This window comes from Larkinella fluvii, assembly GCF_051857545.1.
Lineage (GTDB): Bacteria > Bacteroidota > Bacteroidia > Cytophagales > Spirosomataceae > Larkinella.
In genome coordinates, this window is sequence record NZ_JBPZHB010000004.1 from 560,765 (window position 1) to 586,451 (window position 25,687).

General features: G+C 54.1%; 29 protein-coding genes and 2 tRNA genes. 5 read left to right on the top strand and 26 right to left on the bottom strand.

Features of this window, described 5'->3' with window-relative positions; translation table 11 throughout:
- Positions 1-274 precede the first annotated feature (274 nt).
- From ACS5NO_RS12815 to ACS5NO_RS12915, 21 genes are all read right to left on the bottom strand, one after another.
- Positions 275-505: a hypothetical protein gene (locus ACS5NO_RS12815; protein WP_439415515.1), complete on the bottom strand. Its 231-nt coding sequence runs from the start codon at positions 503-505 to the stop codon at positions 275-277.
- 2 nt (positions 506-507) lie between these two features.
- The gene (locus ACS5NO_RS12820) at positions 508-984 is read right to left on the bottom strand and encodes a hypothetical protein (protein ID WP_439415516.1); all 477 of its coding nucleotides are present in this window, start codon (positions 982-984) and stop codon (positions 508-510) included.
- On the bottom strand, positions 981-1,856 hold the full coding sequence (locus tag ACS5NO_RS12825) for a hypothetical protein (protein ID WP_439415517.1): 876 nt from the start codon (positions 1,854-1,856) through the stop codon (positions 981-983). Before ACS5NO_RS12825 ends, ACS5NO_RS12820 begins: the two co-directional genes overlap by 4 nt.
- Positions 1,856-2,806 (bottom strand): DUF6712 family protein, encoded by a 951-nt coding sequence (locus tag ACS5NO_RS12830; protein WP_439415518.1) that lies wholly within the window; start codon positions 2,804-2,806, stop codon positions 1,856-1,858. Before ACS5NO_RS12830 ends, ACS5NO_RS12825 begins: the two co-directional genes overlap by 1 nt.
- Positions 2,803-4,089, bottom strand: a complete 1,287-nt coding sequence (locus tag ACS5NO_RS12835) for a hypothetical protein (protein WP_439415519.1) — start codon at positions 4,087-4,089, stop codon at positions 2,803-2,805. Before ACS5NO_RS12835 ends, ACS5NO_RS12830 begins: the two co-directional genes overlap by 4 nt.
- 5 nt (positions 4,090-4,094) lie before the next feature.
- On the bottom strand, positions 4,095-4,385 hold the full coding sequence (locus tag ACS5NO_RS12840; RefSeq protein ID WP_439415520.1) for a hypothetical protein: 291 nt from the start codon (positions 4,383-4,385) through the stop codon (positions 4,095-4,097).
- Positions 4,386-4,404: 19 nt separating this feature from the next.
- Entirely contained in the window at positions 4,405-4,767 is a 363-nt protein-coding gene (locus tag ACS5NO_RS12845) for a hypothetical protein (RefSeq protein WP_439415521.1), read from the bottom strand.
- Positions 4,727-5,041, bottom strand: coding sequence for a hypothetical protein (locus ACS5NO_RS12850; protein WP_439415522.1), 315 nt, complete (start codon positions 5,039-5,041; stop codon positions 4,727-4,729). Before ACS5NO_RS12850 ends, ACS5NO_RS12845 begins: the two co-directional genes overlap by 41 nt.
- The gene (locus tag ACS5NO_RS12855; protein ID WP_439415523.1) at positions 5,038-5,430 is read right to left on the bottom strand and encodes a hypothetical protein; all 393 of its coding nucleotides are present in this window, start codon (positions 5,428-5,430) and stop codon (positions 5,038-5,040) included. The genes ACS5NO_RS12850 and ACS5NO_RS12855 overlap by 4 nt, the downstream gene beginning before the upstream one ends.
- On the bottom strand, positions 5,420-5,782 hold the full coding sequence (locus ACS5NO_RS12860) for a hypothetical protein (RefSeq protein WP_439415524.1): 363 nt from the start codon (positions 5,780-5,782) through the stop codon (positions 5,420-5,422). Before ACS5NO_RS12860 ends, ACS5NO_RS12855 begins: the two co-directional genes overlap by 11 nt.
- Before the next feature lie 41 nt (positions 5,783-5,823).
- Positions 5,824-6,291 (bottom strand): C40 family peptidase, encoded by a 468-nt coding sequence (locus ACS5NO_RS12865; protein ID WP_439415525.1) that lies wholly within the window; start codon positions 6,289-6,291, stop codon positions 5,824-5,826.
- A complete protein-coding gene (locus ACS5NO_RS12870) occupies positions 6,288-6,857 on the bottom strand; it encodes a hypothetical protein (protein WP_439415526.1) in 570 nt (189 codons plus the stop codon). Before ACS5NO_RS12870 ends, ACS5NO_RS12865 begins: the two co-directional genes overlap by 4 nt.
- Complete coding sequence (locus ACS5NO_RS12875) at positions 6,857-7,042, bottom strand: hypothetical protein (protein WP_439415527.1); 186 nt, start codon at positions 7,040-7,042, stop codon at positions 6,857-6,859. Before ACS5NO_RS12875 ends, ACS5NO_RS12870 begins: the two co-directional genes overlap by 1 nt.
- A 207-nt stretch (positions 7,043-7,249) precedes the next feature.
- A complete protein-coding gene (locus tag ACS5NO_RS12880; RefSeq protein WP_439415528.1) occupies positions 7,250-8,542 on the bottom strand; it encodes a hypothetical protein in 1,293 nt (430 codons plus the stop codon).
- 237 nt (positions 8,543-8,779) lie between these two features.
- A tRNA-Ser gene (locus tag ACS5NO_RS12885) sits at positions 8,780-8,870 on the bottom strand.
- Positions 8,871-8,931: 61 nt separating this feature from the next.
- Positions 8,932-9,999, bottom strand: a complete 1,068-nt coding sequence (locus ACS5NO_RS12890) for an asparaginase (protein WP_439415529.1) — start codon at positions 9,997-9,999, stop codon at positions 8,932-8,934.
- Position 10,000: 1 nt separating this feature from the next.
- Positions 10,001-10,780 carry a TatD family hydrolase gene (locus ACS5NO_RS12895; RefSeq protein ID WP_439415530.1) on the bottom strand — a complete coding sequence of 260 codons (780 nt, stop codon included), beginning with the start codon at positions 10,778-10,780 and terminating at the stop codon, positions 10,001-10,003.
- Complete coding sequence (locus ACS5NO_RS12900) at positions 10,777-11,769, bottom strand: glycosyltransferase (protein ID WP_439415531.1); 993 nt, start codon at positions 11,767-11,769, stop codon at positions 10,777-10,779. The genes ACS5NO_RS12895 and ACS5NO_RS12900 overlap by 4 nt, the downstream gene beginning before the upstream one ends.
- Entirely contained in the window at positions 11,766-12,413 is a 648-nt protein-coding gene (locus ACS5NO_RS12905; protein ID WP_439415532.1) for a polysaccharide deacetylase family protein, read from the bottom strand. Before ACS5NO_RS12905 ends, ACS5NO_RS12900 begins: the two co-directional genes overlap by 4 nt.
- A 33-nt stretch (positions 12,414-12,446) precedes the next feature.
- Positions 12,447-13,580 carry a glycosyltransferase gene (locus tag ACS5NO_RS12910; protein ID WP_439415533.1) on the bottom strand — a complete coding sequence of 378 codons (1,134 nt, stop codon included), beginning with the start codon at positions 13,578-13,580 and terminating at the stop codon, positions 12,447-12,449.
- A gap of 6 nt (positions 13,581-13,586) precedes the next feature.
- Positions 13,587-14,573 (bottom strand): lysylphosphatidylglycerol synthase domain-containing protein, encoded by a 987-nt coding sequence (locus ACS5NO_RS12915; protein WP_439415534.1) that lies wholly within the window; start codon positions 14,571-14,573, stop codon positions 13,587-13,589.
- Between the two features lie 32 nt (positions 14,574-14,605).
- On the opposite strand from ACS5NO_RS12915, the gene ruvC reads away from it, so the two are divergent.
- From ruvC to ACS5NO_RS12930, 3 genes are all read left to right on the top strand, one after another.
- Positions 14,606-15,205, top strand: a complete 600-nt coding sequence (ruvC, locus tag ACS5NO_RS12920) for a crossover junction endodeoxyribonuclease RuvC (RefSeq protein ID WP_114409552.1) — start codon at positions 14,606-14,608, stop codon at positions 15,203-15,205.
- A 157-nt stretch (positions 15,206-15,362) separates the two neighbouring features.
- Entirely contained in the window at positions 15,363-15,563 is a 201-nt protein-coding gene (locus ACS5NO_RS12925) for a hypothetical protein (protein WP_439415535.1), read from the top strand.
- Positions 15,564-15,567: 4 nt separating this feature from the next.
- The gene (locus ACS5NO_RS12930; RefSeq protein ID WP_439415536.1) at positions 15,568-15,861 is read left to right on the top strand and encodes a PAAR domain-containing protein; all 294 of its coding nucleotides are present in this window, start codon (positions 15,568-15,570) and stop codon (positions 15,859-15,861) included.
- A 167-nt stretch (positions 15,862-16,028) separates the two neighbouring features.
- Here ACS5NO_RS12930 and ACS5NO_RS12935 read toward each other — a convergent pair whose 3' ends face one another.
- Positions 16,029-18,095 (bottom strand): thioredoxin domain-containing protein, encoded by a 2,067-nt coding sequence (locus ACS5NO_RS12935; protein WP_439415537.1) that lies wholly within the window; start codon positions 18,093-18,095, stop codon positions 16,029-16,031.
- 170 nt (positions 18,096-18,265) lie between these two features.
- Here ACS5NO_RS12935 and ACS5NO_RS12940 point away from each other — a divergent pair, with 170 nt between their 5' ends.
- Positions 18,266-19,585, top strand: a complete 1,320-nt coding sequence (locus ACS5NO_RS12940) for an MFS transporter (protein ID WP_439415538.1) — start codon at positions 18,266-18,268, stop codon at positions 19,583-19,585.
- A 22-nt stretch (positions 19,586-19,607) separates the two neighbouring features.
- Positions 19,608-19,682 (top strand) — tRNA-Val (locus tag ACS5NO_RS12945).
- A 14-nt stretch (positions 19,683-19,696) separates the two neighbouring features.
- Here the strand turns inward: ACS5NO_RS12945 and ACS5NO_RS12950 are convergent.
- The 4 genes from ACS5NO_RS12950 to ACS5NO_RS12965 all read right to left on the bottom strand — a co-directional run bounded on the left by ACS5NO_RS12950 (position 19,697) and on the right by ACS5NO_RS12965 (position 25,685).
- Positions 19,697-20,737: an alginate O-acetyltransferase AlgX-related protein gene (locus tag ACS5NO_RS12950; RefSeq protein ID WP_439415539.1), complete on the bottom strand. Its 1,041-nt coding sequence runs from the start codon at positions 20,735-20,737 to the stop codon at positions 19,697-19,699.
- A 10-nt stretch (positions 20,738-20,747) separates the two neighbouring features.
- Positions 20,748-23,519 carry a hypothetical protein gene (locus ACS5NO_RS12955; RefSeq protein WP_439415540.1) on the bottom strand — a complete coding sequence of 924 codons (2,772 nt, stop codon included), beginning with the start codon at positions 23,517-23,519 and terminating at the stop codon, positions 20,748-20,750.
- A 97-nt stretch (positions 23,520-23,616) separates the two neighbouring features.
- On the bottom strand, positions 23,617-24,390 hold the full coding sequence (locus ACS5NO_RS12960; RefSeq protein ID WP_150874905.1) for a glycosyltransferase family 2 protein: 774 nt from the start codon (positions 24,388-24,390) through the stop codon (positions 23,617-23,619).
- Positions 24,391-24,542: 152 nt separating this feature from the next.
- The gene (locus ACS5NO_RS12965; RefSeq protein ID WP_439415541.1) at positions 24,543-25,685 is read right to left on the bottom strand and encodes an acyltransferase family protein; all 1,143 of its coding nucleotides are present in this window, start codon (positions 25,683-25,685) and stop codon (positions 24,543-24,545) included.
- Positions 25,686-25,687 lie beyond the last annotated feature (2 nt).

Consider the following 25,687-nt stretch of genomic DNA (forward strand, 5'->3'; position numbering starts at 1 on the left):
CGAAGACTTAACGCGGTTCTTCGCTTATTTAGTCGGCACTGGTTTTTTGAAAAACTATCGCTTACACTTTAACCAATGGATCAATATACCGAATTGGCAACATCCTTTCCAATCGGATCATCTAGAAAAAAGAATCTCCGAAATCATAACCTTTCGGAATGGGGACAATTATTTAAAATACAGACTGGTAGAGATGCCTTGGTGGAGACTTTAAAATGATGCTTAAGTTTTACACTTTTTTAAAAGATTAAGTAGATTAAAATTGAGGTTAAAACTACCGCCGTCGACGGTGTAGATTATGCAGGTGCCGCTGAACGGGTTTCTGCTGCACAAGGTTCTGCCAGACCGACAGGCGAACCAGGGCGGTTTTGGTCCAGGGTAGTCCCGATCGCCAGTAGGCAAGTTGCGCCCGCACCGAACCGCGTCGGCTACAGACGTAGTAAATAAACACCAGGGGGGCAGCCAGTAGCCAGACGGCCCAGAACAAAATCTTTTTACGCAGCATGGTTACTCGTCGAAATAGTTGCGAAACACCTCATTAGCCGCCAGCACCAGTTGGAGCTTCACTTCGTAACCCTGTGTCGCGTCGAGCGTCATCAGCGTGACGGGTTCCAGGGCGGCCGAATTGTAGTCGAAATCCACATCCACCGTTTCCAGGTGATCGCGCCGAAGTTGCTTGATAATCGCCAGGGCAATCTCTTCGGCCTGGTCGAAAGCAGCTTCCTGGCTGGCTTCGTCCCCGGCCTTGCTCTTGCAAAATACGTAAAAGATGACGCTAAACCGCAGGGCAAACTGTTCGGCCCCGTTGTCGATCACCTTGTAGGCCGGGCGCATCGAAAACACCGCCGGGTAAATCTTCTTGTTGACCGACGCCGTCAGCAGCCGTTCCATGCGGTCGGCTTCGGCCATCAGCACCAGTCCCTCCGGAGCGATGGCCGTGGCCAGCGGCTGAAAGTAATTCCAGTACAGTTCCCGGGTGATCATTGGTCGGCTTGTTTTTGGCGTTCATATGCGGTCAGGGCGTCCTGCCGGTGCTCTTCCAGAAACAGCAGCACCTCGTGAGCGTTGGCCTGCTGGGTTTGCTTCAGGGTGCCGAAAATCCCCTTTTCGGCCAATAGGTGTCCATTCTTGATAAAGCCCTGACCGGCGTAAGTCTCTGTGGAGTCCCCACCCGCGTCCGCCGGATCGAACAGCGTGTACTTGTCCAGCACGGCTTTGATGCTGCTGGTCACATAGAGCAGAATGGGTAATTTTTCGTCGAACGGCAGCACCGCCACCCGTTGGCTGCGCTGCCGGGCAATGAATTCGTTGTAGGCTTCCCGCCGGTCGCCGTTCCAGTCCGGCAGCATCATTTCGGCCAGGGGACGGTGCGGACGGCAGGCCGTAGCCACCAGGCTGTCCAGGGCCGCCATCGCATCAGTGGCCTCCACCGTATTCACTGGCTGGATGAAGGCCTGTAGGTGAATGTACAGATCGGTCAGTTCGCCAAAACTGGTGCTCACCAGGCCCGGTTCGGGCAACAGCCACCGCTCCCGATCGACCTTTAAAAACTCGACTGGCTGGCGGTCGACCGGCTGCTCCCAGGCCCAGGCCAGCCAGCGGATGAGCTGGTGCAGCACTTCGGCGTTTTTCCGGCGCACCCAATCGGGAAGGTTCGCACCGAAGTGCTTTTGCTGGAGCTTTTTCCAGCGTTTGGCGGACACGCCCAGCGCCAGCCGCAGCAGCTCGTGATACATCGCCCCGGTAGCGGGCGTCAGGTAGATCAGTTTGATCCATTTCGGCAGGAACGGAGCGGGGATTTCATCCCAGGATTGCGGCATCTGGTACGAAACGCCGTCGAGTTCAAACGTTTTCATCAGAGAATGACGTGGGGTTTGTCGGTGAAATCGTCGGCCGCCAGGGCCGGGCCGCTCAGGTTGGCCTGGTAGTAGCCCGCAAACCGGGTGGGGGTGGCCGTTTCGTCCAGAAACGTGCGAATCCGGGCCAGCCGGATTTGGCCGTCCTGCTCCAGTTGTCGGCGCAGGTGGTTGCGCTGCCCGCCATCGGCGGCTACTTCTTCCCCGCCGGTGCCGTCCTTCTGCCGTCGTTCGGCAATACCGATTTCCGAAAACGACAGCGGCAAATAAGGCCAAGCCTGGAACACCGCCAGATAGGCCACCGCCGGGCGGATCAGCTCGATCAGCTCTTCTTCCTCCAGTGTCCAGGCCGTAGTGGCGTCGCGCCAGCGGGTCAACAGGTCCCGGTATACCGGGGCCGTCAACGTGGCCCGGATCAGCTCACGCTCTACGTCGTCGATGAAGGGCACCAGCTTCTGGAAAAACCGGTAGTTGCGGCCCGCAATCGGCAGCAGGTCGGCCAGTTCGCCCGCCGATCGCAGGAAATGCCGGTTCCGCTGACCAAAGGCCGCCGATCCCGTCCAGGCTGCGGGCCGGATGGCTTCCAGTTCCCGAAAAAAATACTCCAGCGATAAGTCCAGCATCGACAAATTCGCGTCGCGGCTGTCGACGTATTCCCACTTCGTAACGGCAATGGCCCCCTGGGGCGTCATTTTCATCATGCCCAGATCACCCACCCGGAACTTCTGGTGCGGAAACGCCAGGCTGTAGGCTTGCCAGGCCAGCGTGCTGTGCGCCAGCCGCAGCAGCTCCGAATCGGTCTCGTTTTGCAGGAAAGCGTACAGGTCCGGGCCAATTTCGTCCCGAAACCAGCGTTCGGCGTGACGGCAGAACGGGGCCACCGTTTCTTCCTCCATGCTGGCCTGGAGGCTCCCCAACTGGGCTTTCAAAATCTCCTGGGTCAGCATCATGCGTCGGTTTTCTGGTTCGTGACTGGCTGAGTGCCTTCTTTATTGACGTCCAAAGTGGTGATCTGCACCCCCGTAAAAACGGGCACCACATCGCGGTAACCCATCAGCCGCAGGGCATACTGAATCGGTTCGAGCAGAATCTGGTGGTGCACCGGCGTGCGGAAATGCTGCTGAAAGTCGGCCATCACCCGGATTTGCGAACCCGAGTCGTTGCCCTTGCCCGGATTCACGCCCGCCAGGGTGGGCAGAATCCCTGCGGCATTGGCAATGCTGACATTGGCCATTTCCCAGACCTTGGCGTAGGCGTCGTCCGACATCTCGTTTTTCAATGGCACCACGTCGATGCTGTCCAGCGGCTTGTTGTCGTCCCCGCGCAGGTATTTCAGGATCAGCGTCTTGTTGACGTTCTTGGTGCCCGCCATCCACTGCGACAGGTTTTCGGAGAATTCCCGCCACCGGGCGTGGATCTTCTCCACCGGCAGCGGCTTGCCGCCTTCCGTATCGAAATAATCCTTCGGCATTTTCACCAGGTACTTGATGTTGTAGCCGTTGGTGATGCCGCTCCGGTGAAAAACCGGGATCAGGTTGGCCAGTTCGATCCATTCCGACGCCCCCCACCAGCTCGGAAAAGCGTAGTGCGGGTTGCCCGACAGGTGCTCCCGGCTGTGCAAAACGCTGACCACGTGGCGCAGCGGATCGGCGAAATTGAAGCCCGGCAGGGGTTCCGATTCGCGGGGCCGGAAATAGGCGTATTCGCCGAAGTAGGGGTTGAAAAAGAATCGGCGTTCCTTTTTGCTGCTGGCCTGGTCGATGCGCATGCTGTAGCAGTCGACCACGTCGAGCGTGGGCAGGCCGTCCAGATCCAGCTCAAAGCGGGTGAAGTGGTTGCCGTTGGTCAGCCGTTCGTTGATGGCCGCAATGGCGTAGTAGGCCAGGCGGGTTTTGAGCTGCCACTCGTCGAGTTGCGGGTCTTCGAAGGGTTCCAGGCGCTTTTTGCCGTTTTCAACGATGCGCTGAAAAAACGTGATGCCCGACCCGTAAATCATGTCGCGATTGGACTCCAGCAGCGGGCGGATCTGGTTGTTTTTCTGCACCAGCACACCCATCGTGTTCGGCTGGTTGTCGCCCGCCCCCCAGGGCACGTGCTCCAGACCCGAGCCGCCCAGCGTCACGGCCAGCGAGCCGTAGGCGTGGTCACGACCCAACCGGTCCGTGAGTTGCAAGATAGCCGCCGTATGCCCTTTGGAGGTGACCACGGCCACGTTATCGTTAATCCATTCCATGCGTGTTAGTAGGTATGATTGATCCGGATGCCGTTGTAGTGCGTCAACAGATCGATGAGAACTTCGAAGACCTGGCCGGTGGCCCGGTTTTGCAGCAGCAGCACGTGGTTCAGATTCACGTGGCCCCGGTAGCCGCGCTGGCCCGGCAGGCGCTGAGCGGTTTTGCTCACCCGCTCCTTGTGGCCCAGGGTGCCGTCTTTTTTGACGTAGTCGATGGAAAATTCGTGGGGTTGCCCGCCTTCCCGGATGTCCTGGTGAATCTCGGCGAACACCGCCCGCTTGCTGATGGTCTTCATACGGCGAAGAAAACACCCCTTAGAACCGACAGGAAGGACACAGTTTACGGTAGATCAGATAGCCCGTCAGCGCTCCCAGTCCCCAGTTTCGCCACTGGGCCCGCCGTCGTTTTTGCCGCTCGAGCGCGAGTTGCTGTCTCAGGGCCAACTGGTCCTGGCTTCCCTGGCCGATCTGCTGCTGGGCCAGCACATAGCCCTGGGCCATCTGGTCGCGCTGCTGCCGGTGGCGCTGATTCTGCTCGTTGAGCATCCGCAGCTCCAGCCGCGCAAAATGCAGGGCCGTCAGGCTGTCCAGGAGTGGTTTGGCATTGCCCACAAACTGACGGACCACGGCCAGGCTGTCAGCGTTTGGGGATTGCGCCGTTGATTTTGCGCAGGACATCCAGGTCAGAAAGGCGAGCATGAGCCCGCATCGAATCAAGTACATGACGGTGAAGCAGTAAAAGAGTGAGCGAATCGATCCGGCGTTGCTGTTGCCAGACCGCCAGCAGCGCCTGCACCGAATCGGCCCGGTGCTGGGCCTGGAGTGCGCCCTGAATTGGGGTGGAATCGGGGGTGACCGCTGGGGTTTTAGTCCACCGGAATAAGAAGAATAGGCACAGGGCTATCATAAGTCCCGTCCAAATGCCCATAAAATAGAAGCGAATCGTAGTCATGGCTGGATAATTTGAATGGCCTTGTTCAGCTTGCGGGCGTAGCGCCGGTCTTCACTGTACGTCTGGGCGATGAATTGCCGGTACTGGGTTTCCGTGGTCAGCCGGTAGCGGTCGATCACCTGCCGTTCGTAGGCCCGGTAGTCGGCCAATGACCGCTCGACGCTGGCGTAGATGCAGTACCCGCCCGATCCCAGCCCGCTGGCAAAATCCCGGCTGTTCTGGCGAAAAGCAAACCAGTTGTTATAGCGCACGATCCGGTGACGGGGGTTCCAGCCGCCGGTCTCCAGATACGAAATGCCCACTGCCGTTTCGGGATATATCAGACCTGCCCGGCGAATCCGCTGAATGCAGTCGGTTTTTAGATCGGTCGCTGGGCCGCTAAGGATCACCGCCCGACTTCTTCTGGATTTCGGTCATGGCGTGAATCTCTTCCAGCGAGACCAGGTCCTGCTGCTTTTTCCGGAGCTTCTTTTGCAGGCCAGCAATGCTCTTTTCCTTCGCCTTCAGTTCCAGCTCCAGCACGCGTTTCAGGCTGTCGCGCTGGGCCACCCGCAGCGACAGTGTGTCGACGGCCGCCGGGGGTAGTTGGATGATCATGGGCTGGGCCATCAGGCTGTCGGACTCCAGCGGAATCAGGTTTTCGGAGGGGGCGGGCTCCAGCCCCAGGTGGTGGTTGATGAGCCCCCAGGGCCGGGCCGCTACCAGACCCAGTAGCAGCGCCAGCACCCAGAGTTGTTTCATTTTCAGAATGTTCACGGGTATTTAGAAAAGAAAAAAGTGAGTTAAAACGGGTCGATGCGGTTGATCACCAGGTACGCTTCGTGCTTCAGGCGCTTCTTGATGTAGACCCCCTGCTGCCGCGCATTGGCCGGGTTGGAGGTGTTGCCGCCCAGCGCCCAGAAATAGGTTTCGTCGTCGTCGAGCGCCCAGCGCACAATGATTTCGATGTGATTGATGCGCCTGCTCTGAAACCGGTACAGCGCCAGATCGCCCGCCACCGGCACGCGCCCGGTCGTCATTCGGCCCGATCGGGACACGATGGCCGTGGCCGGAATGGCCCAGTTAGCCGCCAGGGCCGGGCCTTTCACGCCGTGCTGCACGTGCGCGGTCGTAAAAATGTGGTGCACAAACAGACCACACCAGGGCGTTCCGGGCGGATAGCCGTAGGGCTGCATGAACAGGCGGGCGGGTTGGCCCCGGTTTTCGCCCGTTTCCCGCGTACCTACGTACTTCTGGGCGGTCTGGATCACAGCCCGACGCTCGGCGATTCGGGCAGTCTGACCCCAAGCAGCAGAATGAACAAGTAGCAAAGCGCAAACAAGAGTGCGAACGAAAACCATAGACGCTGGTGGGGAGTAAGGTGAAACAGAAAATCGGTGGACGCATCGAATCCCGTTTCGACATCCCGTCGCCAGTAGCGGATCAGGGCCGGAACGGTGAGTTTGATGATGGCTACCACCACGCCGATGATGAACACCAGGCGGTAGGTGGCCGTCCAGAGCTGGGCCATCTCGTTGGAGTAGGCATACTGGCCGGGGCGCATGCGGGCACCGGTGGCGCTGGTCCAGTCGGCCAGGTTCCAGAACAGCAGGAAGGCAATGGCCAGCCCGATGAGCACCCGGCTCTGCCGGAGCCATTGCCCCAGCGACGTCGGAAGGGTCGCCACCCAGCGCTGAAACCCCGGTCGGTCGGGTTCCCCGGAAAGTTCCGGATCGTCCGAAAGATGGACGTCGGGCACCGGTTCCGGAGTGGCCTCCGGCTCCGGTGTCTGATCCGGAGCGGTGGCCGATTTGCGGAGTGAAAAAGCGGATTTCATCAGATCGACGAACGCAGGGTTTGCAGTTTGAGGATGTTGTCGTCGATCTGCTTGCGGATCAGGGTGTCGAGCTCCCGTCGAATGGCGATTTTCTCTTCGATGGAGTAGCCTTCATCCCCCATCAACTGGTTGATCTGGTGGGCGGCTTCTTCGGCTGTGGCCTTGGCGGTTGGATTGATGTCCATTGAAAACTTCGGTTTGGTTGAATTGAAATGAAAGCCGAAGTTCCCGGGATCAGAGGGGGTAGGAAAGGACGAAAAAAAAACGCCCGGTCACGATGACCGGGCGTTGTAATACAATGAGTATCTATTTTAAAGCACAGAATCTTGTGATTCAAAACGGTCAAATGTTACGCCAAACAAATATCTGGTAACAAAATAATTCAAACTGGCTTAAGCAGTTAAACCGCTAATGGATTCCCAGCTTGTGATCAGCTTTTCGAGTCTTTGCTGGCGGATTTTTACATAGTGACGAAGATATTTTGTGGAAGTAAGCCCCAGCATGGCGGCTACATCTTCTTGGGAAATCATCATGACATTCAAGGCCATGTCTGCGAACGTTTTACGGGCAATTTTAGTGCTTAAATTCATTTCAATGGATGTCCATGCGGCAATCAGCTTCAAAGAATCGTTTCGTTTCTGATTAGATTTCGATGGAAGCTTTGTTAAGTCGCTTCCATATTTTTGGTAGATATTGACTGCTGGTTCCAGCAACTTCAGAAGAAACTCTCTCCCCGTCTTTTGCCTTTTTCCTTGAAGCCAATAAGTCCCTCTTATATCTATATTGATGTGAAAATGCTTCGAGGTGTAATCAACATGGTGCATTCCTGAAAAGCAGTTGAATACGAATGCGTCGCGCTCCTGCTCAAGCCGATCAGCAGTATCGGGATGGATAACTCCTTTACGAGCAAGCCGGTGAAAATCAAAGTGAATGAGCCTAGTTAGATCGGGAACTTCCAAGTGAGTTGTATCTGGTTCATAGTCTGAAGATTCCACAATATACTCAGCAATTGGGTTTTTTCGGATTAAGCTCTTATTGAAGGCCCAGGAGAAAACTGATTTCAGGTAATACATGTGTTTTTCAGTATGTTTATCACCAAAGCCCTTATCACTGAGTAAATATAAAAGAAGGTCTTCCATATGATTCTCGGTCAAGGAGGTGGCTGGACTACTTAATAGTCCTTCCGACTCAAGAAAATGCAGGATATTTTTGGCATAATTCGCCCGCACCTTCATCGTCTCTACCGATAGTTTCTTTCTGTCAACTCTTTTTTGGTCGGCGGCTTTCCTGAAATCGAAAAGATCACCGACATTATAGACAAATCGGCGGACCATGTTTGATTTGGAAGCATCCTTTTTTCTACGACTTGAAACCGGTGCGCAGAATAATTGCTTAATTAAATTTGCATTTATTTCATGACCATCCCGATCTAAATCTTCATAAATTTTGTGGATTTGGCTCCGGAGTTTTTCTATTTTTTTGGTCTGCTCGGATGCCCACTCGGTACGCCCTGTAAATGACTGATTCTCCTGATTCCATGCTTTTCGAATGCATTTAATGTGTGTCGAACCAAGCTCGACTCTTTCGGTGTTTACGGTGATTCTAATTTGGATTGTACCATTCAATAATTCAGGATTTGTAACTTCATTAACTAAACTTTTACGGAACCAGAAAAGTACTTCCATTCGATTAACATGATAAGACATATGAAGTAGATTTGTTACTACTTCTTGTCTGTTTAAATGAATCGATTCAAATTCAAGATCAACTTTCAGTCTAAAAGGCCAACTGTAACCTTAAAGTTTTAGTGTAACCTCGGATGTAACCTTGTCTGTTAACCACTTCAAAATGAGCAAAAAAAATGGCTGTCAATGTTTGAAACAAGGACAGCCATCGGCTTAAATTCACCTAATAATTACTTCTGGCAGAGAGAGCGGGATTCGAACCCGCGATACGCTTTAGACGTATACACACTTTCCAGGCGTGCTCCTTCAACCACTCGGACATCTCTCTGGGTCGAAACGGGATGCAAAGATGCGGGTTATTCCTGAAACTTACAACCAGTTTTTGATCCTTACAGGCTCATTTCTCCACAAATCGGCGTAACCAGGCGTTTTTTCAACCGGTCCTGATCCGGTTCGTTGGCGAGCAGGAACATCAATTTGGTGATGGCCGCTTCGACAGTGCTGTCACTGCCGCTCAACACGCCAATTTGGTCCAGGGCTTTGCTGGTTTGGTAGCGCCCCTGCGTCACCCGGCCGCCGTCGCATTGGGAGACGTTAAAAATGACCAGACCGCGTTGAATGGCACTCCCCAGCGCATTCAGAAACCAGGCTTCCGTCGGCGCATTTCCGGAACCGTAACTTTCCAGTACCAGCCCTTTTAAACCCGGAATGCCCAGAATGGCGCTGATAATCTGGTGGTTGACACCCGGAAAAAGCGGCAGAACGACCACGTGCGTGTCCATTTCCTCGTAAACTGTCAGCTTTGATTCCGGCACATACGGATGAATAAACGGCGTATTGTATTCGATATTGACACCGGCCATCGCCAGATGCGGGTAGTTTTCGGAATGAAATGCGTTGAAATGCACACTTTCCTTTTTCTTCGCCCGATTGCCCCGCAGCAGCATCGAATTGAAGTAAATACAGACTTCCGGCACCATTGGCCGACCGTTTTCCTGCGCAGCGGCAATTTCCATCGCCGTAATAAAATTTTCGCGCGCATCCGACCGGGCCACGCCAATGGGCAATTGCGCACCCGTCAGAATCACCGGTTTGTTTAGTCCTTCGAGCAAAAAACTGAGGGCAGAGGCCGTGTAGGCCATCGTGTCCGTTCCGTGCAGGATAACAAAACTGTCGTAGGCATCGTAGTTGTCCCGAATGATGCGGGCCAGATGAATCCAGTTTCCTGGTTTCATGTTCGAAGAATCGATCAGTTCGCTCAGCACAATAACCGTTACTTCAAAATCGAGCCGCCGGATTTCGGGAACCCGATCCAGAATCTGATCAAAATCAAAAGGGATAAGCTGGTCATTCTGGCGGTCGTAAACCATGCCCAGCGTGCCGCCGGTGTAGATGACCAAAACCGAAGAACGGGACTGTCCGGGCAAAACCGGATTGATATGAATGGTGCGATACATGTTAGCGAATCAAAAGCTGTTGGGCATTTTTGGTGGTTTGCGCATTGACCTGTGCGAGCGGAACCTGCTTCAAATCGGCGACCCGCTGGGCAATCAGCTTTAGATACGCCGGTTCATTTCGTTTGCCCCGGTAGGGGACAGGAGCCAGATACGGCGCATCGGTTTCGAGCACCAGATGCTCCAGGTCGATGAATGGCAATACTTTATCCAAGCCGCCATTTTTAAAAGTCGAAACGCCACCGATGCCCAATTTGAAACCCAGTTCAATGGCGCGGTGCGCTTCCTCCAAAGTTCCGACGAAACAGTGAAAAATGCCGTTCAGGTTGGGCAGAGCCAGTTTTTCGATGAGATCGGCAGCCTCGGCAAAGGCATTTCGACCGCCGTTGGCAGCGGAACGGCTGTGAATGGAAATGGGTACATTTCGCTGCGAGGCCCATTGCAACTGAACCGTGAAGGCTTCAAACTGGCGGTCGACGTGGGTCAGATCCCAGTAAAAATCCAGCCCAATTTCGCCGATGGCAAAAAACGGATAGCGGTTCAGCCAGCTTTCGACGGTCGCCAGTTCATCCTCGACGGTTTCGTTGACGTAGCAGGGGTGAAGCCCCATCATCGGCAAACAGCGGTCGGGAAACTGTTCGGCCAGGGCCATCATGGCGTCGATGGTTTCGGTGGCGCAATTGGGCATCCAGATTTGAGAAACGCCCTGGGCTTCAGCCGCCGACAGCATGGCTTCCTTGTCCTCAAACTGCAAATCGTAAATATGGGCGTGGGTGTCGATCATGAATACGTTCGGCCTTTCCAGACCAGCTTCGTGGGTAACCAATAATAAATGAGTGAAATAAAATAGCCGATGTGCAGGTAAAACTCGAAGCCGATCAAATACGGCAACAGGTCCCACCGGCGAAACCGGTTTAGAATCCAGAGCAGTTGGGCCGTCTGGGTAACAAACTTCAGAAGCCAGATCGTTGCCGCTGCGGTCGGAAACCAGAACGCCAGAACGATCAGCAGAGGATAAAAAAGCAGTTGCAGAACAAAAAGGACGATAAAGTACGGCGGTAACTGCAATGCCCCGACCATCCAGCGTTTTCGTTGGTGCAGCCAGCTTCGCCAATCCGGTAACGGTCGGGTAGTTGCCAGAACCTCCCGATTGAAAAGGTGGCCAAACGAAAAACCGTGTTGAACGATCTCCGTAAACAGTTGGTAATCTTCCACCACCGAAAAAGGGAGATTTTCGTAGCCGCCGATGGCATCATACGCCGTTCGACGCACCGCCATGTTGTTGCCCATTGCCGTCACCGGAACGTTCAGATCGGTCAATTGCTTGATCAGGTACTGACCATAAAACCAGTCGACGGCCTGTAGTTTCTGAAAAACCGTTTGCCCGACAATCTGCGTACAGCCCGTCAAAATCCCGAGTCGTTCCTGTTCAAACGGTTTTACCATCCCGGAGAGCCAGTCGGGCGACACTTCGCAATCGGCATCGGTAAACAGCAGAATCCGGCCCTGCGCGTGCTGGGCTAGCTGGGCCAGTACATTAGCTTTTCCGGACTGTTTTCCCACTGTTTGCGATATGGAAAAAAGACGGTAACGCGGTTTATTGCGAATAAAACCGGCCACCAGTTCTCCGGTTTGGTCCTCCGACTGGTCATTGCCAATCAGTACTTCGTAGCGTTCCGGCGGATACCGAAGTTGCTCGATGGCCTGAAGACAGCGGAGAATGGTGTCTTCCTCATTGCGGGCGGCAATCAGAATGCTGACGTCGATATTCACGCCACCGAAGTCCTGAAACCGGACGTTTGGGGTAAACCGTCAAAGCGATACCCGCGTTCTGAAAAATGGGATAGTACCCGTGGCAAGGCGTAACTCATGCGGGGCCAGGCTTTCAGGCTGTCGTGAAACAGGATGATGGAACCCGGTTCGGTGTATTTCAGCGTTTTTTGCAAAACCACTTCCGGCTGCAGCGACAGCGAAAAATCGCCCGTCAGCACATCCCACATGATGACATCATACGTCTTCAGGACTTCGTGGCCCTGGCTGCGTTTCATGCGGCCGTAGGGCGGACGAAAAAGCCGGGTAGGCAGGTCCAACTGATGCTGACACTGCCGAACGTTTTCCAGATACGGTTCGTCCTCGGTTTTCCAGCCATTTAAATGATTAAAGGTGTGATTGCCAATGGAATGGCCTGCCTGGTGTACCTGCTGAAAAATCCCGGGATGCTTTTTGACGTTGTCGCCAATGCAAAAAAACGTCGCTTTGGCCTGGTGGTTTTGCAGCGTTTCCAACACAAATTCGGTGATGTCCGGGATGGGGCCGTCGTCAAACGTCAGGTAAATCACCTTCTCCTGAGTCGGAACGCGCCACTCAAACCGGGGGTAGAAGGCCCGAAGCAGGAAATTTGTTTTATGTAAAAACATAGAATCGGTTCGCTGATGCGGTTTTTGGTGGGATTAACGCAACGTCCGGTCTTTCCAGCGGAATCCCTTTTGTTGAGCCGCCAGCCCGAAAAAAACCACGTACAACGGATACACCAGTTGCGTGACCGGAATCCAGAAAAGCACCGGCTTTTTTTTCAGGAACACCAATACGGAGCCCAAAAATAGCCACTCCGGTACAGCTTTCAAGGCCACGATGCCGATTAGTTGAATCGCCGACAGATTCCCGAAGCCATAAGCGAGCAGGGCGACGGGCAACGCCAGGTTGCTGGCAAAGATAAAAACCGCTAAAATCGAAGGCAAAATGCTCTGGTACGCGCGCCATTTGCTGGCCCACCGCTTCCGCTGGTGGTAGAATGCTTCCAGCGTCGGCTGCGGAGCGGTGTGGACAATCGCATCCGGGCTTTTTAGAAATTTTACGCCCGCGGGATAGCGGCTGGCAATCTTGTGCATGAGCAATTCATCGTCGCCAGAAGCCACATGGTCGATGCCGTCAAAACCGTCTACGGCTTCGAAAGCTCGTTTTTCGTAGGTCAGATTGGCTCCGTTGCACATCGTCGGAAAGCCCAGCGCCATCGTGCAGGCCCCCGCGCCGATGAGGCTGCTGCTTTCAACGGTTTGAAGGTTGCCAAAAGCGGAATGATCGGTGTTGAAACTGATCGGGCCACTGATGAGTTGGGCGCCGGTTTGCTGGTAAAAAGCCGCAATCGTTTCGAGCCACTTCGGTCCTACGCGGCAGTCGCCGTCGGTCGTTACGATCAGGTCACCGGTGGACATCGCTATGCTTTGCCGAATCGCCCGTTTCTTCGGCGACGTGGTCGGTTCGTTGGCCAGTGGCAGCGGACGGAGGGAATAGGGCATCTGTCCAACCAGCGAATGCGTGATTTTCAGAGTGTTGTCCGTAGACGAGTCGTCCGCAACAATGACTTCAAAACCGTCGGGGGGATAGGTCTGGTTTTGCAAATCACGCAGCAGCAGGGGCAAGGTATGTTCTTCGTTGCGAACCGGAATAATGACACTGATTCGGGGTGATTTCGCGTTTTGGGACGTTGCGGGAGCCGTGAAAACGGTCATTCGCCACCAGGTTACGGCCAGAATAAGCGTGAAGAAAGCGTAACTGATGGAGATGAAGAGGAGGATGTAAAACATGGCCGGTCAGTTCGTTGATAGCTTTAGTTTCCAGACCCAGAACAGCCCGACCAACACCGGGGCCAGAATATTGAACAACCAGAGCGTGAGCGTCGCCGACAGAATTTGCGGAGCCGGAACCTGCCATTGGCCGAACACCCACATAGACGTGGCTTCCCGAACACCCAGATCACTGAGCAGGTTAAAAGCCGGAATAATCGTTTTTCCCAGATACACCAGCCCGATCCCCGTGGCGGTTTCCCGAAGCGGTAACTGAATGCCGAAAATGAGCAAGGCAAAATAAAATTGCAGCGAGAAAGTCAGGTAGCGGAGCGAGGCCGCACTGAAAGCCAGGACCAATTCTGTCGTCGTATAATAGGAAGCGACCGACCAGTATTTTTCCCAGCGTTGCAGCCAGCGAACGGGCAGATGAACCAGGCGGTGCCGCTGCCAGGCCGCCAAAACCGCCAGCCCCATCGTTAGCACCAGAAGCCAGAACAGCAACCCCTGCGCAACGGGCCACGCTTCCGTCTCGAACTGAAGCTGGACGAAGAGGGCGATGGTTCCGAAAAAGACGGCGGCCAGAAACTGCATTCCGCCCGAAACAAGGGCCGCACCGATGCCCTGCCAGCGTTGGTCGGAGCGGAGCGAAAGCAGCCGGCCGGCGGTGTCGCCCAGTTGGGCGGGCAGGGCAAACCCCATCGCCAGACCGGCCAGCACACCCTGGGTCGCTTCTTTTAGGGAAATGGGTTCGACCCGTTGCACCAGAATCTTCCATTTCAGGGCTTCGAGCAGCCAGTTGGCGGGCGTGAGCAATAGCAACAGCAAAGCCGGAAGGCTGAGCCAGTTGGCGGTTTTCCAGTAGGTGAAGACGGATTGCAGGTCGTGTTGCTGGCGATTCAGGGTAATACCGATGTAACTGACGATCAGGGTAAGAATGCCGATTTTCGACCAAAAAACGATTTTTTTGGTCCTGGAATACGTTCTTTGAGGGACGAACCCGTTACTTTGCATAGTTTCCTTGCTAAAAATCCGTACGACCTTCCATGCCCATTCCACTTGCTGCTACCGAACTTGAAGCGTACGACAAAATTATTCTGGGGGTCGATCCCGGAACGCAGATTGCGGGTTATGGCGTCATCCGAATCCAGAAAGATCAGATGAGTATGCTGCAATACGGCGTCATTCACCTGAGCAAATATAGCACCCACGAACTGAAATTGAAGAAACTCTTTGATCGGATGATTCAACTCATCGAGGAACACCTGCCCGATGAAATGGCGATTGAAGATCCCTTTTTCGGGAAAAACGTTCAGGCGATGCTGAAACTGGGGCGCGCACAGGGGGTGGCCATGGCCGCTGCGCTGTCACGCGGCATTCCGATCGTGGAATATTCCCCCCGGAAGGTGAAGCAGTCGGTGACGGGCAACGGCAATGCGTCCAAAGAGCAGGTCTCTCACATGGTGGGGCACTTGCTGCATGCCGAACTCAATCCGGAGTTTTTCGATGCGACCGATGCCCTGGCGATTGCCATTTGCCATCATTTTCACAAAAATGCGCTGCCGGGAACCAAATCGACGGGTAAGAAATCGAAGAAAGGAGCCTGGTCGGCTTTTGCCAACGAAAACCCAGGCCGCATTTCCTGACGGCGTAAAAAAGGTACTTTTCACTTCGCAAAACAGGGGAAACTACGCACTATTCTTTCCGAACAACCGTGTAATTTTGAGCATTGAAACGGATTGTCCGCTCTCCACCGGTTTTGATCCTGATTTTGATTGGGGAGAAAAAAGTTGACCTGATACGATGAAAAAGATATTCAGAAATCGATTGATGTTAGCCGGTTTTTACCTGCTGGTTGGACTGGGACTCACCACCCTGGGCCGGGAACAGGTGCGTTCTAAAAATCTGGGCGTCATCAACTCCAAAACCATCTTCAGCCACAAAAAAGGAGCTGCCTGCCCCAATGGTGTGTACATGGTACTTAAGCTAATCAAAGTGATTTAATCAAATGGGATTGCCAGCCGCCCGGGTCGGAGATCTGCACGTTTGCCCTATGGTAACGGGCACCGTCCCCCACGTGGGTGGCCCCATTCTGCCGCCCGGTCAGTCTGTCGTCCTGATTGGTGGTCAGCCCGCTGCCTGTGTTGGTGATTTGTGTACTTGTGCAGGCCCTCCGGATTCCATCATCAAAGGATCGGCAACGGTTTTGATTGCTGGAAAACCAGCCGCCCGCGTAGGCGATACGACGGCCCACGGCGGCACCATCGTGCTCGGCCTCCCCACCGTCCTGATTGGCGGTTAAAACGCTTCCCAATTCGTTGCCATTAGGATGCTTGTTGCCCCTAAATCCCCTAAAGGGGACTTTCAAATCCGGATGCTAAAGTCCCCTTTAGGGGATTTAGGGGCAACAAGCGGAAGCACTTAACAGCACTGCCCTTTAAAGGAACGGGGCAACAAGCTAAAGTCCCGCTATTCGTTCTCCAGACTGCTCAATGCAGCTTCCACACTCGTTACCGGCAATTGGCAACTGCGGTTGTAACAGACGTAAATGGCGGTTTTCCCATTTACCGTTGTCCGGTTCTCCAGCAGCGGGAGATCACTTTCCGTCAGGGTTCCAGCCAGAATTTTATTGGGGTAAAACCGCTGGTCGATTTCGCGACGGAACTGCTCCGCATCTGGCCCCACCAGGGCTAGTTCGGCGGTTGGCTGCACCCGCATCGCGTAAAGCGCGGCCCAGTGCGTCAGGTAATCGGCGTTTTGTTGCAGCAGAGGTTGCACCCGCCCCAGCATGGCCGCGAGCAGATCCGTATAAGCCGGAGCGCCATCGACCGCACGTTCCAGCAACAGACTGAGGGCGTAAAGATTGTGTGCCATCATGGAGTTGGACGCCGGGATGACGTTATCGAAAACCTCCTTTTTTCGGGCAATCAACGGTTCTGCTGCCTGGTCGGTGAAAAAGAACAGATGATCTTCTTCGTCCCAGAAATGATCGAGGGTATAGCGAGCGAGCCGGTCGGCTTCGAGCAGGTATTGTTCCTTGAACGTAGCTTGGTAGAGTGCCAGAAGACCGTCGATAACAGCCGCGTAATCTTCCAGATAGGCCGTAATTGTTGCGACACCTTCCTGATCTCTCACCCCGGATTTGTAACTGTGCCAGAGCTGACCGGTTTCCGGATGGGTCAGTTTTTCCTGAATGAACCGGGCGTTTCGTTCGGCCAGATCCAGGAAGGAGGCTTCCCCGAAAACCCGGTAGGCCATCACCAGTCCTTTTAACATCAGGCCGTTCCAGGAACACAGAATCTTGTCGTCCAAACCGGGTCGGACGCGCTGGTCCCGAACGGTCATCAATTTCTGGTGCGCTACGGAAAGTTTGTCGGCTAATTCCGCCTGAGACCATCCCTGCATCCGGGCAAAATCGTCGTCCAGCACCACGCGGTGTAGAATGTTTCGCCCGACGCCCGCGTGTTCTTCCCAGTTGCCCTCGGACGCAATGTGGTATAATTCACTAAACCAGTTGAAATCGTCTTCCAGAATCGCCTGCAATTCGGCGGTTGTCCAGGTGTAAAACTTGCCTTCAACCCCTTCGCTGTCGGCATCCAGTGCCGAATAAAAACCGCCTTCCGGACTGGTCAATTCCCGCTGGAGAAAGGCAATCGTCTGAAAAACCGTCTGGCGATACAAGGGGCTTTGGGTCAGGCTGTAGGCTTCGGAGTAAAGTGTTACCAACTGGCCGTTGTCATACAGCATTTTCTCGAAGTGAGGAGCAAACCATTGATCATCAACGGAGTAACGGGAAAATCCGCCCCCGATCTGGTCGTAAATCCCGCCCAATGCCATAAAATCGAGCGTCCGGCGAATGTGGTTCAGAGTCTCTTCGTTTTTCGTAACGTGGTAATACCGCAGCAGAAAACCGTAGATGCTCGGCATCGGAAATTTGGGTGCCCGACGCGGGCCGCCTTTCACCGAATCGAATGATCCGGCCAATTTTTGATACATCGCTTCGAGCAACTCCCGCGTAAAGGCCGGTGCAGCATCGGTCAGGTAATACTGTTCCGTGACGCTCATGTTCAGTTGTTTGGCAAAACCCTCGGCCGACTCGGCCAACTGGTCCGGGTGTTCGGCAAATGCCGAGCGCACACTGGTCAGCAGGTTCACCCACTGACGGGCCGGTAGATACGTCAGACCGTAGAACGGTTTGGCGTCGGGCATCAGGAACACATTCAGGGGCCAGCCGCCCTGCACCCCCATAGCCTGAACGGCATCCATGTAAATGGCATCGACATCGGGGCGCTCCTCCCGATCCACTTTAATGCACACAAAATTCTGGTTCATGACCGAAGCAACCGACTCATTCTCAAACGATTCTCGTTCCATGACGTGGCACCAGTGGCAGGCCGAATACCCAATGCTCACCAGAATTGGTTTGTTCTCCTGCTGTGCTTTTTGCAGCGCTTCGGGTCCCCAGGGAAACCAGTCGACCGGGTTGTGGGCGTGTTGCAGGAGATAGGGGCTACTTTCTTGGGCAAGTCGGTTCATGCGGGCGTGGCTCGAAAGCACGGTTAGGTTGTCAATTTAACCCGGTTTGTCGGGTAGAAGTTTAGCCAGACCGGTTTTTATCCACGAAAGGATTATTGACGACACCAAATTTCCGTTTATTTTTACGGACGATTGTATTCGGTTACATCAATACGCCTTCCTCCCTTTTTATGAAAAACAACCCCCGTATTGTCAACGCCTGGTGTCTGTATGACTGGGCGAATTCCGTGCATTCGCTGGTCATCGTTTCCAGTATTTTTCCGGTCTACTTCAGCGCGACGGCTTTGAACGAAGCGGGTGGCAACGTCATTGATTTTCTGGGATTTCCGGTAAAAAACTCAGTCCTTTTTTCGTACTCCGTTTCGGTTTCCTTTCTCCTGATTGCACTCTTAAGCCCTTTTTCGTCCGCCCTGGCCGATTACAGCGGTCAGAAAAAGTCGTTCATGAAGTTCTTTTGCATTCTGGGTTCCATCAGTTGTGCGCTGCTGTATTTCTTCACGCAGGAGACGACGACCTTTGCGGTTTTTTGTTTTATTCTCAGTTTGGTCGGTTGGGGCGGCAGCATTGTTTTCTACAATTCATACCTGCCTGAAATCGTGACCGAAGACCAGATTGACCGGGTCAGCGCACGCGGTTTTACGATGGGGTATATCGGGAGTGTGTTGTTGATGGTGTTCAACCTGACCATGATTTTGTTTCCGCAGTGGTACGGCGGACTGTCCAGCGCGATGGCTTCCCGGATTTCGTTCCTGACGGTGGGCGTCTGGTGGTTCGGGTTTGCGCAGCTTTCATTTCGGTATTTACCAAACGCCGAGCGCCGGATTCGCACCGAAACCTCGGGCAACTGGATTTTTAACGGTTTTCGGGAATTAAAGAAAGTGTATGCACAGGTGCAGACGCAAACGCTGTTGAAACGGTTTTTGCTGGCATTTTTTATCTACAACATGGCCGTCCAGACGGTGATGTACATCGCTACCATCTTCGGCAGTGACGAACTGAAGTTGCCCGCCCAAAGTCTCATCATCACCATTCTGCTCATTCAATTGATCGCCATTCCGGGGGCCATTCTGTTTGCCCGTTTGTCGGGGCGATTTGGCAACATTTACGCGCTGATGATGGCCGTAACGGTCTGGATCGGGATTTGCGTCGGGGCGTATTACGTAATGAGCGAAAACCAGTTCTATGCGCTGGCCGTGGTGGTCGGGTTGGTGATGGGCGGCATTCAGGCGTTGTCGCGGGCGACGTATTCCAAACTCATCCCGGATGGTACGCAGGATACGGCTTCGTATTTCAGTTTTTACGATGTAACGGATAAATTGTCCATCGTGATCGGGACGCTGATGTACGGACTCATCGAGCAGATTACGGGGAGTATGCGCAACAGTGTTTTGGCGTTGTTGGTGCTTTTTGTGGCCGGATTACTGCTGCTGTGGCGAATTCCTTCACAAAAAGTTTACCGCGTTCGTTTGGAAACCGAAGAAATCTCCTAATTTTGTGGCCTGAAACGACGACAGGATGTTAGCTCAGTTGGTTCAGAGCGCCGCCTTGACAGGGCGGAGGTCAGCGGTTCGAGCCCGCTACGTCCTACAATACGAAGCTTATCACTTAACCGTGGTAAGCTTTTTTGTTACTTCCCGCATCCAGATTTCCCGACCGGCGCAATTCCAGTGCGCATCGCTGGTTTCATACAGCGGAACCGAACTGGCCGTATAAGGCGTATAGACATCGATCGCGGGAATGGCGAGCCGGGGATTTTGCTGAACGCGTTCGATGAGGTGATTGTAGGGCAGCGGTCCCATGCCCGGTGCGTAAATGCTGGTCTTGTTCGGAATAACGGACAAAAACACCTGATCAAAACCGGCTTTCCGGTACCGGTCGGCCACCACATTGATCGTATCGATATACCGGTTCAGGAGCGTGTCGGGCAGGGGCCTGAACGATGAGTTCGTCAGCGATGTATCCGTATCGAGGTAATACAACAGGTGCTTTCCGTCAGGCGATAGGGTCGTTTTGGGATTTACGCGGCCGAACCAATCCAGCGTCAGCCAGGCTTTCAATTCCTTGAACCACAGCGCCCAGTCCGAAAAGAACAGGATGGTTTCCAGCCGGGCTTCGACAGCATCCCGCGAAAAAAACGTTTCCATTTCCTTCGTAATGCTTTGCCAGGTCATGCGGTTTTCGGGCGTCGGTTCGGCTTGGGTGGTGTCTGATACCACCGTCAGTTCGTCGATGTGTTTCCCAAACTGATCCCGGAAATGGCGCTCAACGGATTCGATGATCAGGATGTTGGTTTTGGTCGTATCCAACTGAACCCGGTGGTGCGTGTCCCACTTGGTGCGGTGAAAGTATTCAATCGGGAAGTCGTTCAGCGTAACGCGTGGGGGTTCAGAAAAACTATCGCCAATGATGTACAAATGGATGGGTTTCCGTGGTCCATTGGCCGGGTAGGCGGGCGGACAGGGAATCTGTTCGGCTTTAAACTGGGGTAAATTCGCCATCCGGTAGAGATCACCGAAGCGGTAATCGTCGGGAATCAGTCCTTCTTTCTGGGCCGAATTCATAACATCCGAATGACAACTCCCGACGTATACGAGAATTCCAACGAGTAAAATCAAATACCGGGCAATCACGCCAATGTTCATAGACTCCTGCTTAACGCAACTTCACCGACCAGATCTGAACGGCTTTGTTGTCAGTACTGTAGACAAATAATTTATTACGGGTAGCCGAAAACTGCAACTCCACCGGGAAATTCCCCGGAATGGGTCGGTCACCTACCGGACGGCCCGCGAGGTCGTAAATCGTGGTAAAATTACCGGATTTTACGCTGATCAGATTGACACCGGAACCCAGAATGTGGTATCGGATGGTCGTCTGCCCCGGTCGCAATCCCCGCACCTCAAACAACGAATTGCCTTTTCGATCGAGAATGGCCGCTTCGGTATCCGACGTCCGAAGCAACACATACCCGTTCTGATTCACTTCGGGCAGCAGCCGGAAAGAACCCCGCCGGATGGGCCGGACCAGTTGATTTCGTTCCAGAACCTTTCCATCGGCCGAAATACTGAGCAGTTCACCTTGCCGCGTCAGGGTGGTGAGGGTGGTCGGAGTTCCACCTTCCAGCCAGACCGGTCCGGTTAGTTCCGCTTTTAAATCAAGTGGAAAACCGGGGACAAAACCGCCATTTTCGTTCCAGTAAAACAGTTTGCCGTCTTTCTGAACCGAAGCCACCGAAAGGGCCTGGTTGCGAACGGCTGCGTGAAAAGCCGACACGCTCTCTCCGGCGGCATTGTTCACCGGAAATTGGCGGACAAACTGCTTCCGCTGCCGGTCAAAACCGTATACACTGCCGTTCGTATGGAGCATCAGCAGAATCAGGAAGCGGTTTTGATCGCGCCGGGGGGCCATCATTGTCCGAGGTTCAAGGCCTTCCGGCAGTGGGATGGATTGCAATTTGGCCAGGCCATTCACCGGGTCGGCAATGTACAGGGAACGGGCCGTTGCAAACGCGTATTGCAATCGGCCGTTGCTCAGATAATCGACCGGCACCATCGGACTGATCACCGGGCCATTGACCGAACCCATCGGATGTTTTTCGCCTTCGGGGGTAATGAGCAGAAATTGCTGGGATTGATCGACCGCCCATATGGCTCCAGAGCTGCCGACAAAGTCGCCGATCACCATTGGCTGGCTCAGCAGGGGTGCATTGAGGGCAATTTTTCGCTGTAGAAAAATCCGGTTCAAAACCGCTTCGCTGGCGCGCCGGGTCGTGTGGCCCAGAATGAGCGTCGAATAAATCCGCTCCCGTCCGTAGGTACTTTGGTAAATGAGGTTCTCAACGTTGTCCAGTGCCGTTTCGTCATGGTTCAGCAATTGTTGCCAGGATTGCGGCCAGTTGGCGGTTACCGATTCACCCGCCCGGCTGAAACGGGTGTAGGCCGTAAAGTTGGCGGGGCGCAGCGTCTGGGTCAGTAAATCCCGCTGGCGGAACGATTCCGACCAGACCGTTCGCTGCTCCACGGATTGCAGGTATTCCTGCAAAACGCCCTGCCCGTTCGCAATCACGAGATAATCACCCACCTGAGCCAGCCAGTTTTGCTCGAAACCGCGAAACAAACCGCCAAACAGAAAAGCGGGAAGGTTCGGGGCTTCGATGGACGAAATCCGATAGCGCAGGAACGGTTTGGAACTCGAAATACGGTCGGTGCCGGAAGCCAGCAGGGCTGCGAGCTGGTAGCGATCCCACAAACGATCGACATTGGGCGAGTGAATCAGCATTACCAGCCGTCGGTCGGCGCTGGGGGCATCGAGCCGAAGCAGCGCCATTTCGTTGCCGACGTATTTATAAATGCCGTTTTCCTCGTTCTGCAACAAGGGCCGGAGTTTCCGTCGACCCTCGCGGGTGTCGTCTTCGTCTTCCGAGTTGATAAACGCCGTCAGGGCTTTGCCAAACCGGGGGCCGTCGCTCAGGCTGAAATGAAAAAGCGTGGTCGTCTGGTCGGGAATCAGCGCACCGCAGTTGATTCGGAAAGGCGTTTGCCGGTCGAAGAGATTGGCCAGGGCGCTTTTGGAACCGATGTCGTCCGTCGACAGGCCAATGAGGTGGGAGCGGGAAGCCGACTGCCGAAACCGGGTTAGCAACTCCGTGGGCAACAGGGCTTTGATGTATTTGGACTGGTAATCGGTGCTTTCTTCCTTCGGCGAAAGTATGGCCGACAACACCGAACTGCGTACGTAAATGCCCGCCAGATTGCCCGGCCGGATCAGCGACACGTCGGCCCGTTGCAGGGGCGTCTCGGTAAACGGTTGTTTCATGCGCCGGACGACGCTTTCCATCAGAATCGTGGAAGGACTGCCGATCAGGTAATCGTCCAGCACCACAAATGATCCGAGGGACTCGTTGCGGACGGTGAGCAGTTCATGAATCCGGGTGTCTTCATACGGATGGCTGAGCACCCGGAAGCGGTTGGCGTCGGGATTCAGGATGCGGTTAACAAATGGTTGATCCTGCAGTGAACGAATGGGAATGTAAAAGATAAACCCCAGCCGGTCTTTGGACGTGGGATGCAGCGAATACCAGATCGGTTTGTCGTTCAGAAACTGAATGGCGCTGGCGGTGTCGAGGGGTGCCCAGACGAATTTTTCGAGGCTGTAGGCGGCTTCCTGAAAAACCGGGGTAGTCTGAAGGGCCATTTCGTTTAGCCGGGCCTGTTTGGACAGCGTATCCTGCAAGGTCGCACTTTCCAGAACAAGCAGCGCATCCGACGGAATCAGCATCCAGGTCGAACGGGCGGGCGCTTTCCACCAGCGGTACCCGAAGTAGCCGCCGAGAATCAGCGCCAAAATACCAATGCCAATCCAGAGCTGCTTTTTGGTCATGTACTTCAATTCGGGGCCATACGGGTGGTAAAGATAAAAAAACAATGACGCAGATCGGGCGGATTTTCGCAGATAAAATCTGTGGGATCCGTTCAATCTGCGTCATCAGGGGCGACCGGGCGCATTCCTGGCTGGGGATTGCTTACAGTTTAACGGGCTGTTTCACATCCACGGCTTTCAGGGCTTTCACTTTCGCGCCCAGATCCAGGCGAAATTCGGCCAGTTCCCGGAAGCTTTGCAAACAGACTTTGATCAGTTTCCAGCGTAAAATGGAAACCGTACCCGTCAGTCGTTCTTTGTGAACGATGGGAATGTCGAAGGTTTTCTGACCGGCTTTCCGCGCCATGACGGCCAGGAAGATGTTGGGGGCGAAGGGCGTCGGGTCGGGCAGTTGTTCCAGCAGTTTTTTGAGGTAGGCTCCGTTGATGAGCCGGAACGGAATGTTGCTGTCTTTGATGTAGGTTCCGTAAATCAGAAAGAGGCTGAATTTCAGAATCCGGGTAATGACCAGCCTGGCGGGGGCATCGAAACGAATCTGGCGGTAGCCCAGAATGAAATGGGACTCATGGCGCTTGGCCCACAGCTTGGCAAAATCGTCAGTGACAAACTGGTCGTCACTGTCGGTTTGAAACACGTATTCCGATCCCATGGCGACGGCGTGGCGGTAGCCCCGAACGACGGCATTGCCGTGTCCGCCATTGGGCGTATGAACAACCTCCAGTTTGGTCGGATATTTGGGTTTCAGCGAATCCAGGATGGCACCGGTGCGGTCTTTGGAACCGTCGTTGATCACAATCAGACGCGTATTTTCAGTTGGAAATTGCCGGGTAAGCAGATCGACCCAGGTTTCTACTACCTCGTGGATACACTCTTCCTCGTTGTAGGCCGGCATTACTATTGATAGGTGTAAACTCATTAGCTGGTAGCAGACTTATAAGTGGCAACGTTGACCAAATGCGTTCGAATTGCCGGTTTGACGAAATTAATTAGGCAAAGATAAGGAAATCAGAAGTAGGAATTGTCCTACCCCCGCACTTAGATTTATTCAACGGGCTCGTTTCCAAAAAATCAATACGAAAAGCGGTCCTTCAAGGCATTGAACGGTTTTTCGACCACATACCAGGAAACGGTGGCTAACAGTACCGTAATCCCGTAAAAAAACAGGAATTTAAGTGTCGTATCAGCGCCTGTATCGACCAGAAAGGGCATCTCCCGCAGAACCCGGTTCCAGGCCCGAACGGTGATGAAATCGGGTGGTGTGTGGTAATAATTGAAAACCAGATTATGAAATAAGTACAATCCGTAGCTGATCCGGCCCAGGTAGTTGCTTACCGGGTGTTCGAGCATCCATTTGGCCAGACCACCGTATCCTAAAACGCTTCTTCCAATGATGAAAAAGCAGAACATAGAGGTGAAAAACCGGTCGAAAACGTCCGTATAAACGTTCCGGGAGGGCGAGGTCGTCGACATCAGATACACATTCAGGGCGTACAGAAACAGGCTTGCCAGCAGAAAACCCGTGTTGCCAACCAGTTTGTTGAACAACTCCCGGCGGAAAACCATCAGAAAAGCCAGCACACCGCCCAGGCCGAAGGCATCCAGACACGCGGGCATGAAAACGAACTGCACCATCCAGGGCGCTCCCGTCGCAAACAGGTACACCCGCAACACGAAGGCCAGCCCCACCAGCGTTGCCAACACCACCGGCAACCGGCGCAGCGGCAGGAACAGCACCAGAAATGGGAAAAAGATGTAATACTGCTCTTCCACCGCCAGCGACCAGAGGTGATCCAGCGCGCCAAACCAGGTCTGGTGAATGATGATCCAGAAGTTTTGCGTGTAGGTCATAAACCAGACGAAATTCTCCCGGGCAGCCTGAAAGCCAACGATTGCCAGAATAATGATGGTCAGGTAGTAAATGGGAAAAATCCGCAAACTCCGCCGGATGAAAAACTGCCGCAGCGAATACCCGTGCGTCCGCTGAAGCCGGTCATCCGCCTGCTTGCTGTGAATCAGGATGCGGGTGATCAGAAAACCGCTCAAAACGAAAAACAGGTTGACGCCAAAATACCCCAGCGGCAGGCTGTTTTTCTCGCCCAGCCAATGATCGAGCATCACCAGGGTGACGGCCAGAAACCGCAGTCCGTCTAACTGAACGAGGTAAAGTTTCTCTTTCGATGGGGATTCGGTCGCTGGTGTCAAAAGGGACATGG

What these genes read in the sequence shown, in the direction of transcription:
- ACS5NO_RS12890 (WP_439415529.1), bottom strand. Translation starts at nt 9,999, where the DNA reads ATGTATCGCACCATTCATATCAATCCGGTTTTGCCCGGACAGTCCCGT.
- ACS5NO_RS12860 (WP_439415524.1), bottom strand. Translation starts at nt 5,782, where the DNA reads ATGAAACAACTCTGGGTGCTGGCGCTGCTACTGGGTCTGGTAGCGGCC.
- ACS5NO_RS12835 (WP_439415519.1), bottom strand. Translation starts at nt 4,089, where the DNA reads ATGGAATGGATTAACGATAACGTGGCCGTGGTCACCTCCAAAGGGCAT.
- ACS5NO_RS12935 (WP_439415537.1), bottom strand. Translation starts at nt 18,095, where the DNA reads ATGAACCGACTTGCCCAAGAAAGTAGCCCCTATCTCCTGCAACACGCC.
- ACS5NO_RS12880 (WP_439415528.1), bottom strand. Translation starts at nt 8,542, where the DNA reads ATGGAAGTACTTTTCTGGTTCCGTAAAAGTTTAGTTAATGAAGTTACA.
- ACS5NO_RS12875 (WP_439415527.1), bottom strand. Translation starts at nt 7,042, where the DNA reads ATGGACATCAATCCAACCGCCAAGGCCACAGCCGAAGAAGCCGCCCAC.
- ACS5NO_RS12950 (WP_439415539.1), bottom strand. Translation starts at nt 20,737, where the DNA reads ATGAACATTGGCGTGATTGCCCGGTATTTGATTTTACTCGTTGGAATT.
- ACS5NO_RS12830 (WP_439415518.1), bottom strand. Translation starts at nt 2,806, where the DNA reads ATGATGCTGACCCAGGAGATTTTGAAAGCCCAGTTGGGGAGCCTCCAG.
- ACS5NO_RS12960 (WP_150874905.1), bottom strand. Translation starts at nt 24,390, where the DNA reads ATGAGTTTACACCTATCAATAGTAATGCCGGCCTACAACGAGGAAGAG.
- ACS5NO_RS12965 (WP_439415541.1), bottom strand. Translation starts at nt 25,685, where the DNA reads ATGTCCCTTTTGACACCAGCGACCGAATCCCCATCGAAAGAGAAACTT.
- ACS5NO_RS12870 (WP_439415526.1), bottom strand. Translation starts at nt 6,857, where the DNA reads ATGAAATCCGCTTTTTCACTCCGCAAATCGGCCACCGCTCCGGATCAG.
- ACS5NO_RS12905 (WP_439415532.1), bottom strand. Translation starts at nt 12,413, where the DNA reads ATGTTTTTACATAAAACAAATTTCCTGCTTCGGGCCTTCTACCCCCGG.
- ACS5NO_RS12940 (WP_439415538.1), top strand. Translation starts at nt 18,266, where the DNA reads ATGAAAAACAACCCCCGTATTGTCAACGCCTGGTGTCTGTATGACTGG.
- ACS5NO_RS12910 (WP_439415533.1), bottom strand. Translation starts at nt 13,580, where the DNA reads ATGTTTTACATCCTCCTCTTCATCTCCATCAGTTACGCTTTCTTCACG.
- ACS5NO_RS12820 (WP_439415516.1), bottom strand. Translation starts at nt 984, where the DNA reads ATGATCACCCGGGAACTGTACTGGAATTACTTTCAGCCGCTGGCCACG.
- ACS5NO_RS12815 (WP_439415515.1), bottom strand. Translation starts at nt 505, where the DNA reads ATGCTGCGTAAAAAGATTTTGTTCTGGGCCGTCTGGCTACTGGCTGCC.
- ACS5NO_RS12850 (WP_439415522.1), bottom strand. Translation starts at nt 5,041, where the DNA reads ATGACTACGATTCGCTTCTATTTTATGGGCATTTGGACGGGACTTATG.
- ACS5NO_RS12840 (WP_439415520.1), bottom strand. Translation starts at nt 4,385, where the DNA reads ATGAAGACCATCAGCAAGCGGGCGGTGTTCGCCGAGATTCACCAGGAC.
- ACS5NO_RS12845 (WP_439415521.1), bottom strand. Translation starts at nt 4,767, where the DNA reads ATGTCCTGCGCAAAATCAACGGCGCAATCCCCAAACGCTGACAGCCTG.
- ACS5NO_RS12930 (WP_439415536.1), top strand. Translation starts at nt 15,568, where the DNA reads ATGGGATTGCCAGCCGCCCGGGTCGGAGATCTGCACGTTTGCCCTATG.
- ruvC (WP_114409552.1), top strand. Translation starts at nt 14,606, where the DNA reads ATGCCCATTCCACTTGCTGCTACCGAACTTGAAGCGTACGACAAAATT.
- ACS5NO_RS12825 (WP_439415517.1), bottom strand. Translation starts at nt 1,856, where the DNA reads ATGAAAACGTTTGAACTCGACGGCGTTTCGTACCAGATGCCGCAATCC.
- ACS5NO_RS12895 (WP_439415530.1), bottom strand. Translation starts at nt 10,780, where the DNA reads ATGATCGACACCCACGCCCATATTTACGATTTGCAGTTTGAGGACAAG.
- ACS5NO_RS12925 (WP_439415535.1), top strand. Translation starts at nt 15,363, where the DNA reads ATGAAAAAGATATTCAGAAATCGATTGATGTTAGCCGGTTTTTACCTG.
- ACS5NO_RS12915 (WP_439415534.1), bottom strand. Translation starts at nt 14,573, where the DNA reads ATGCAAAGTAACGGGTTCGTCCCTCAAAGAACGTATTCCAGGACCAAA.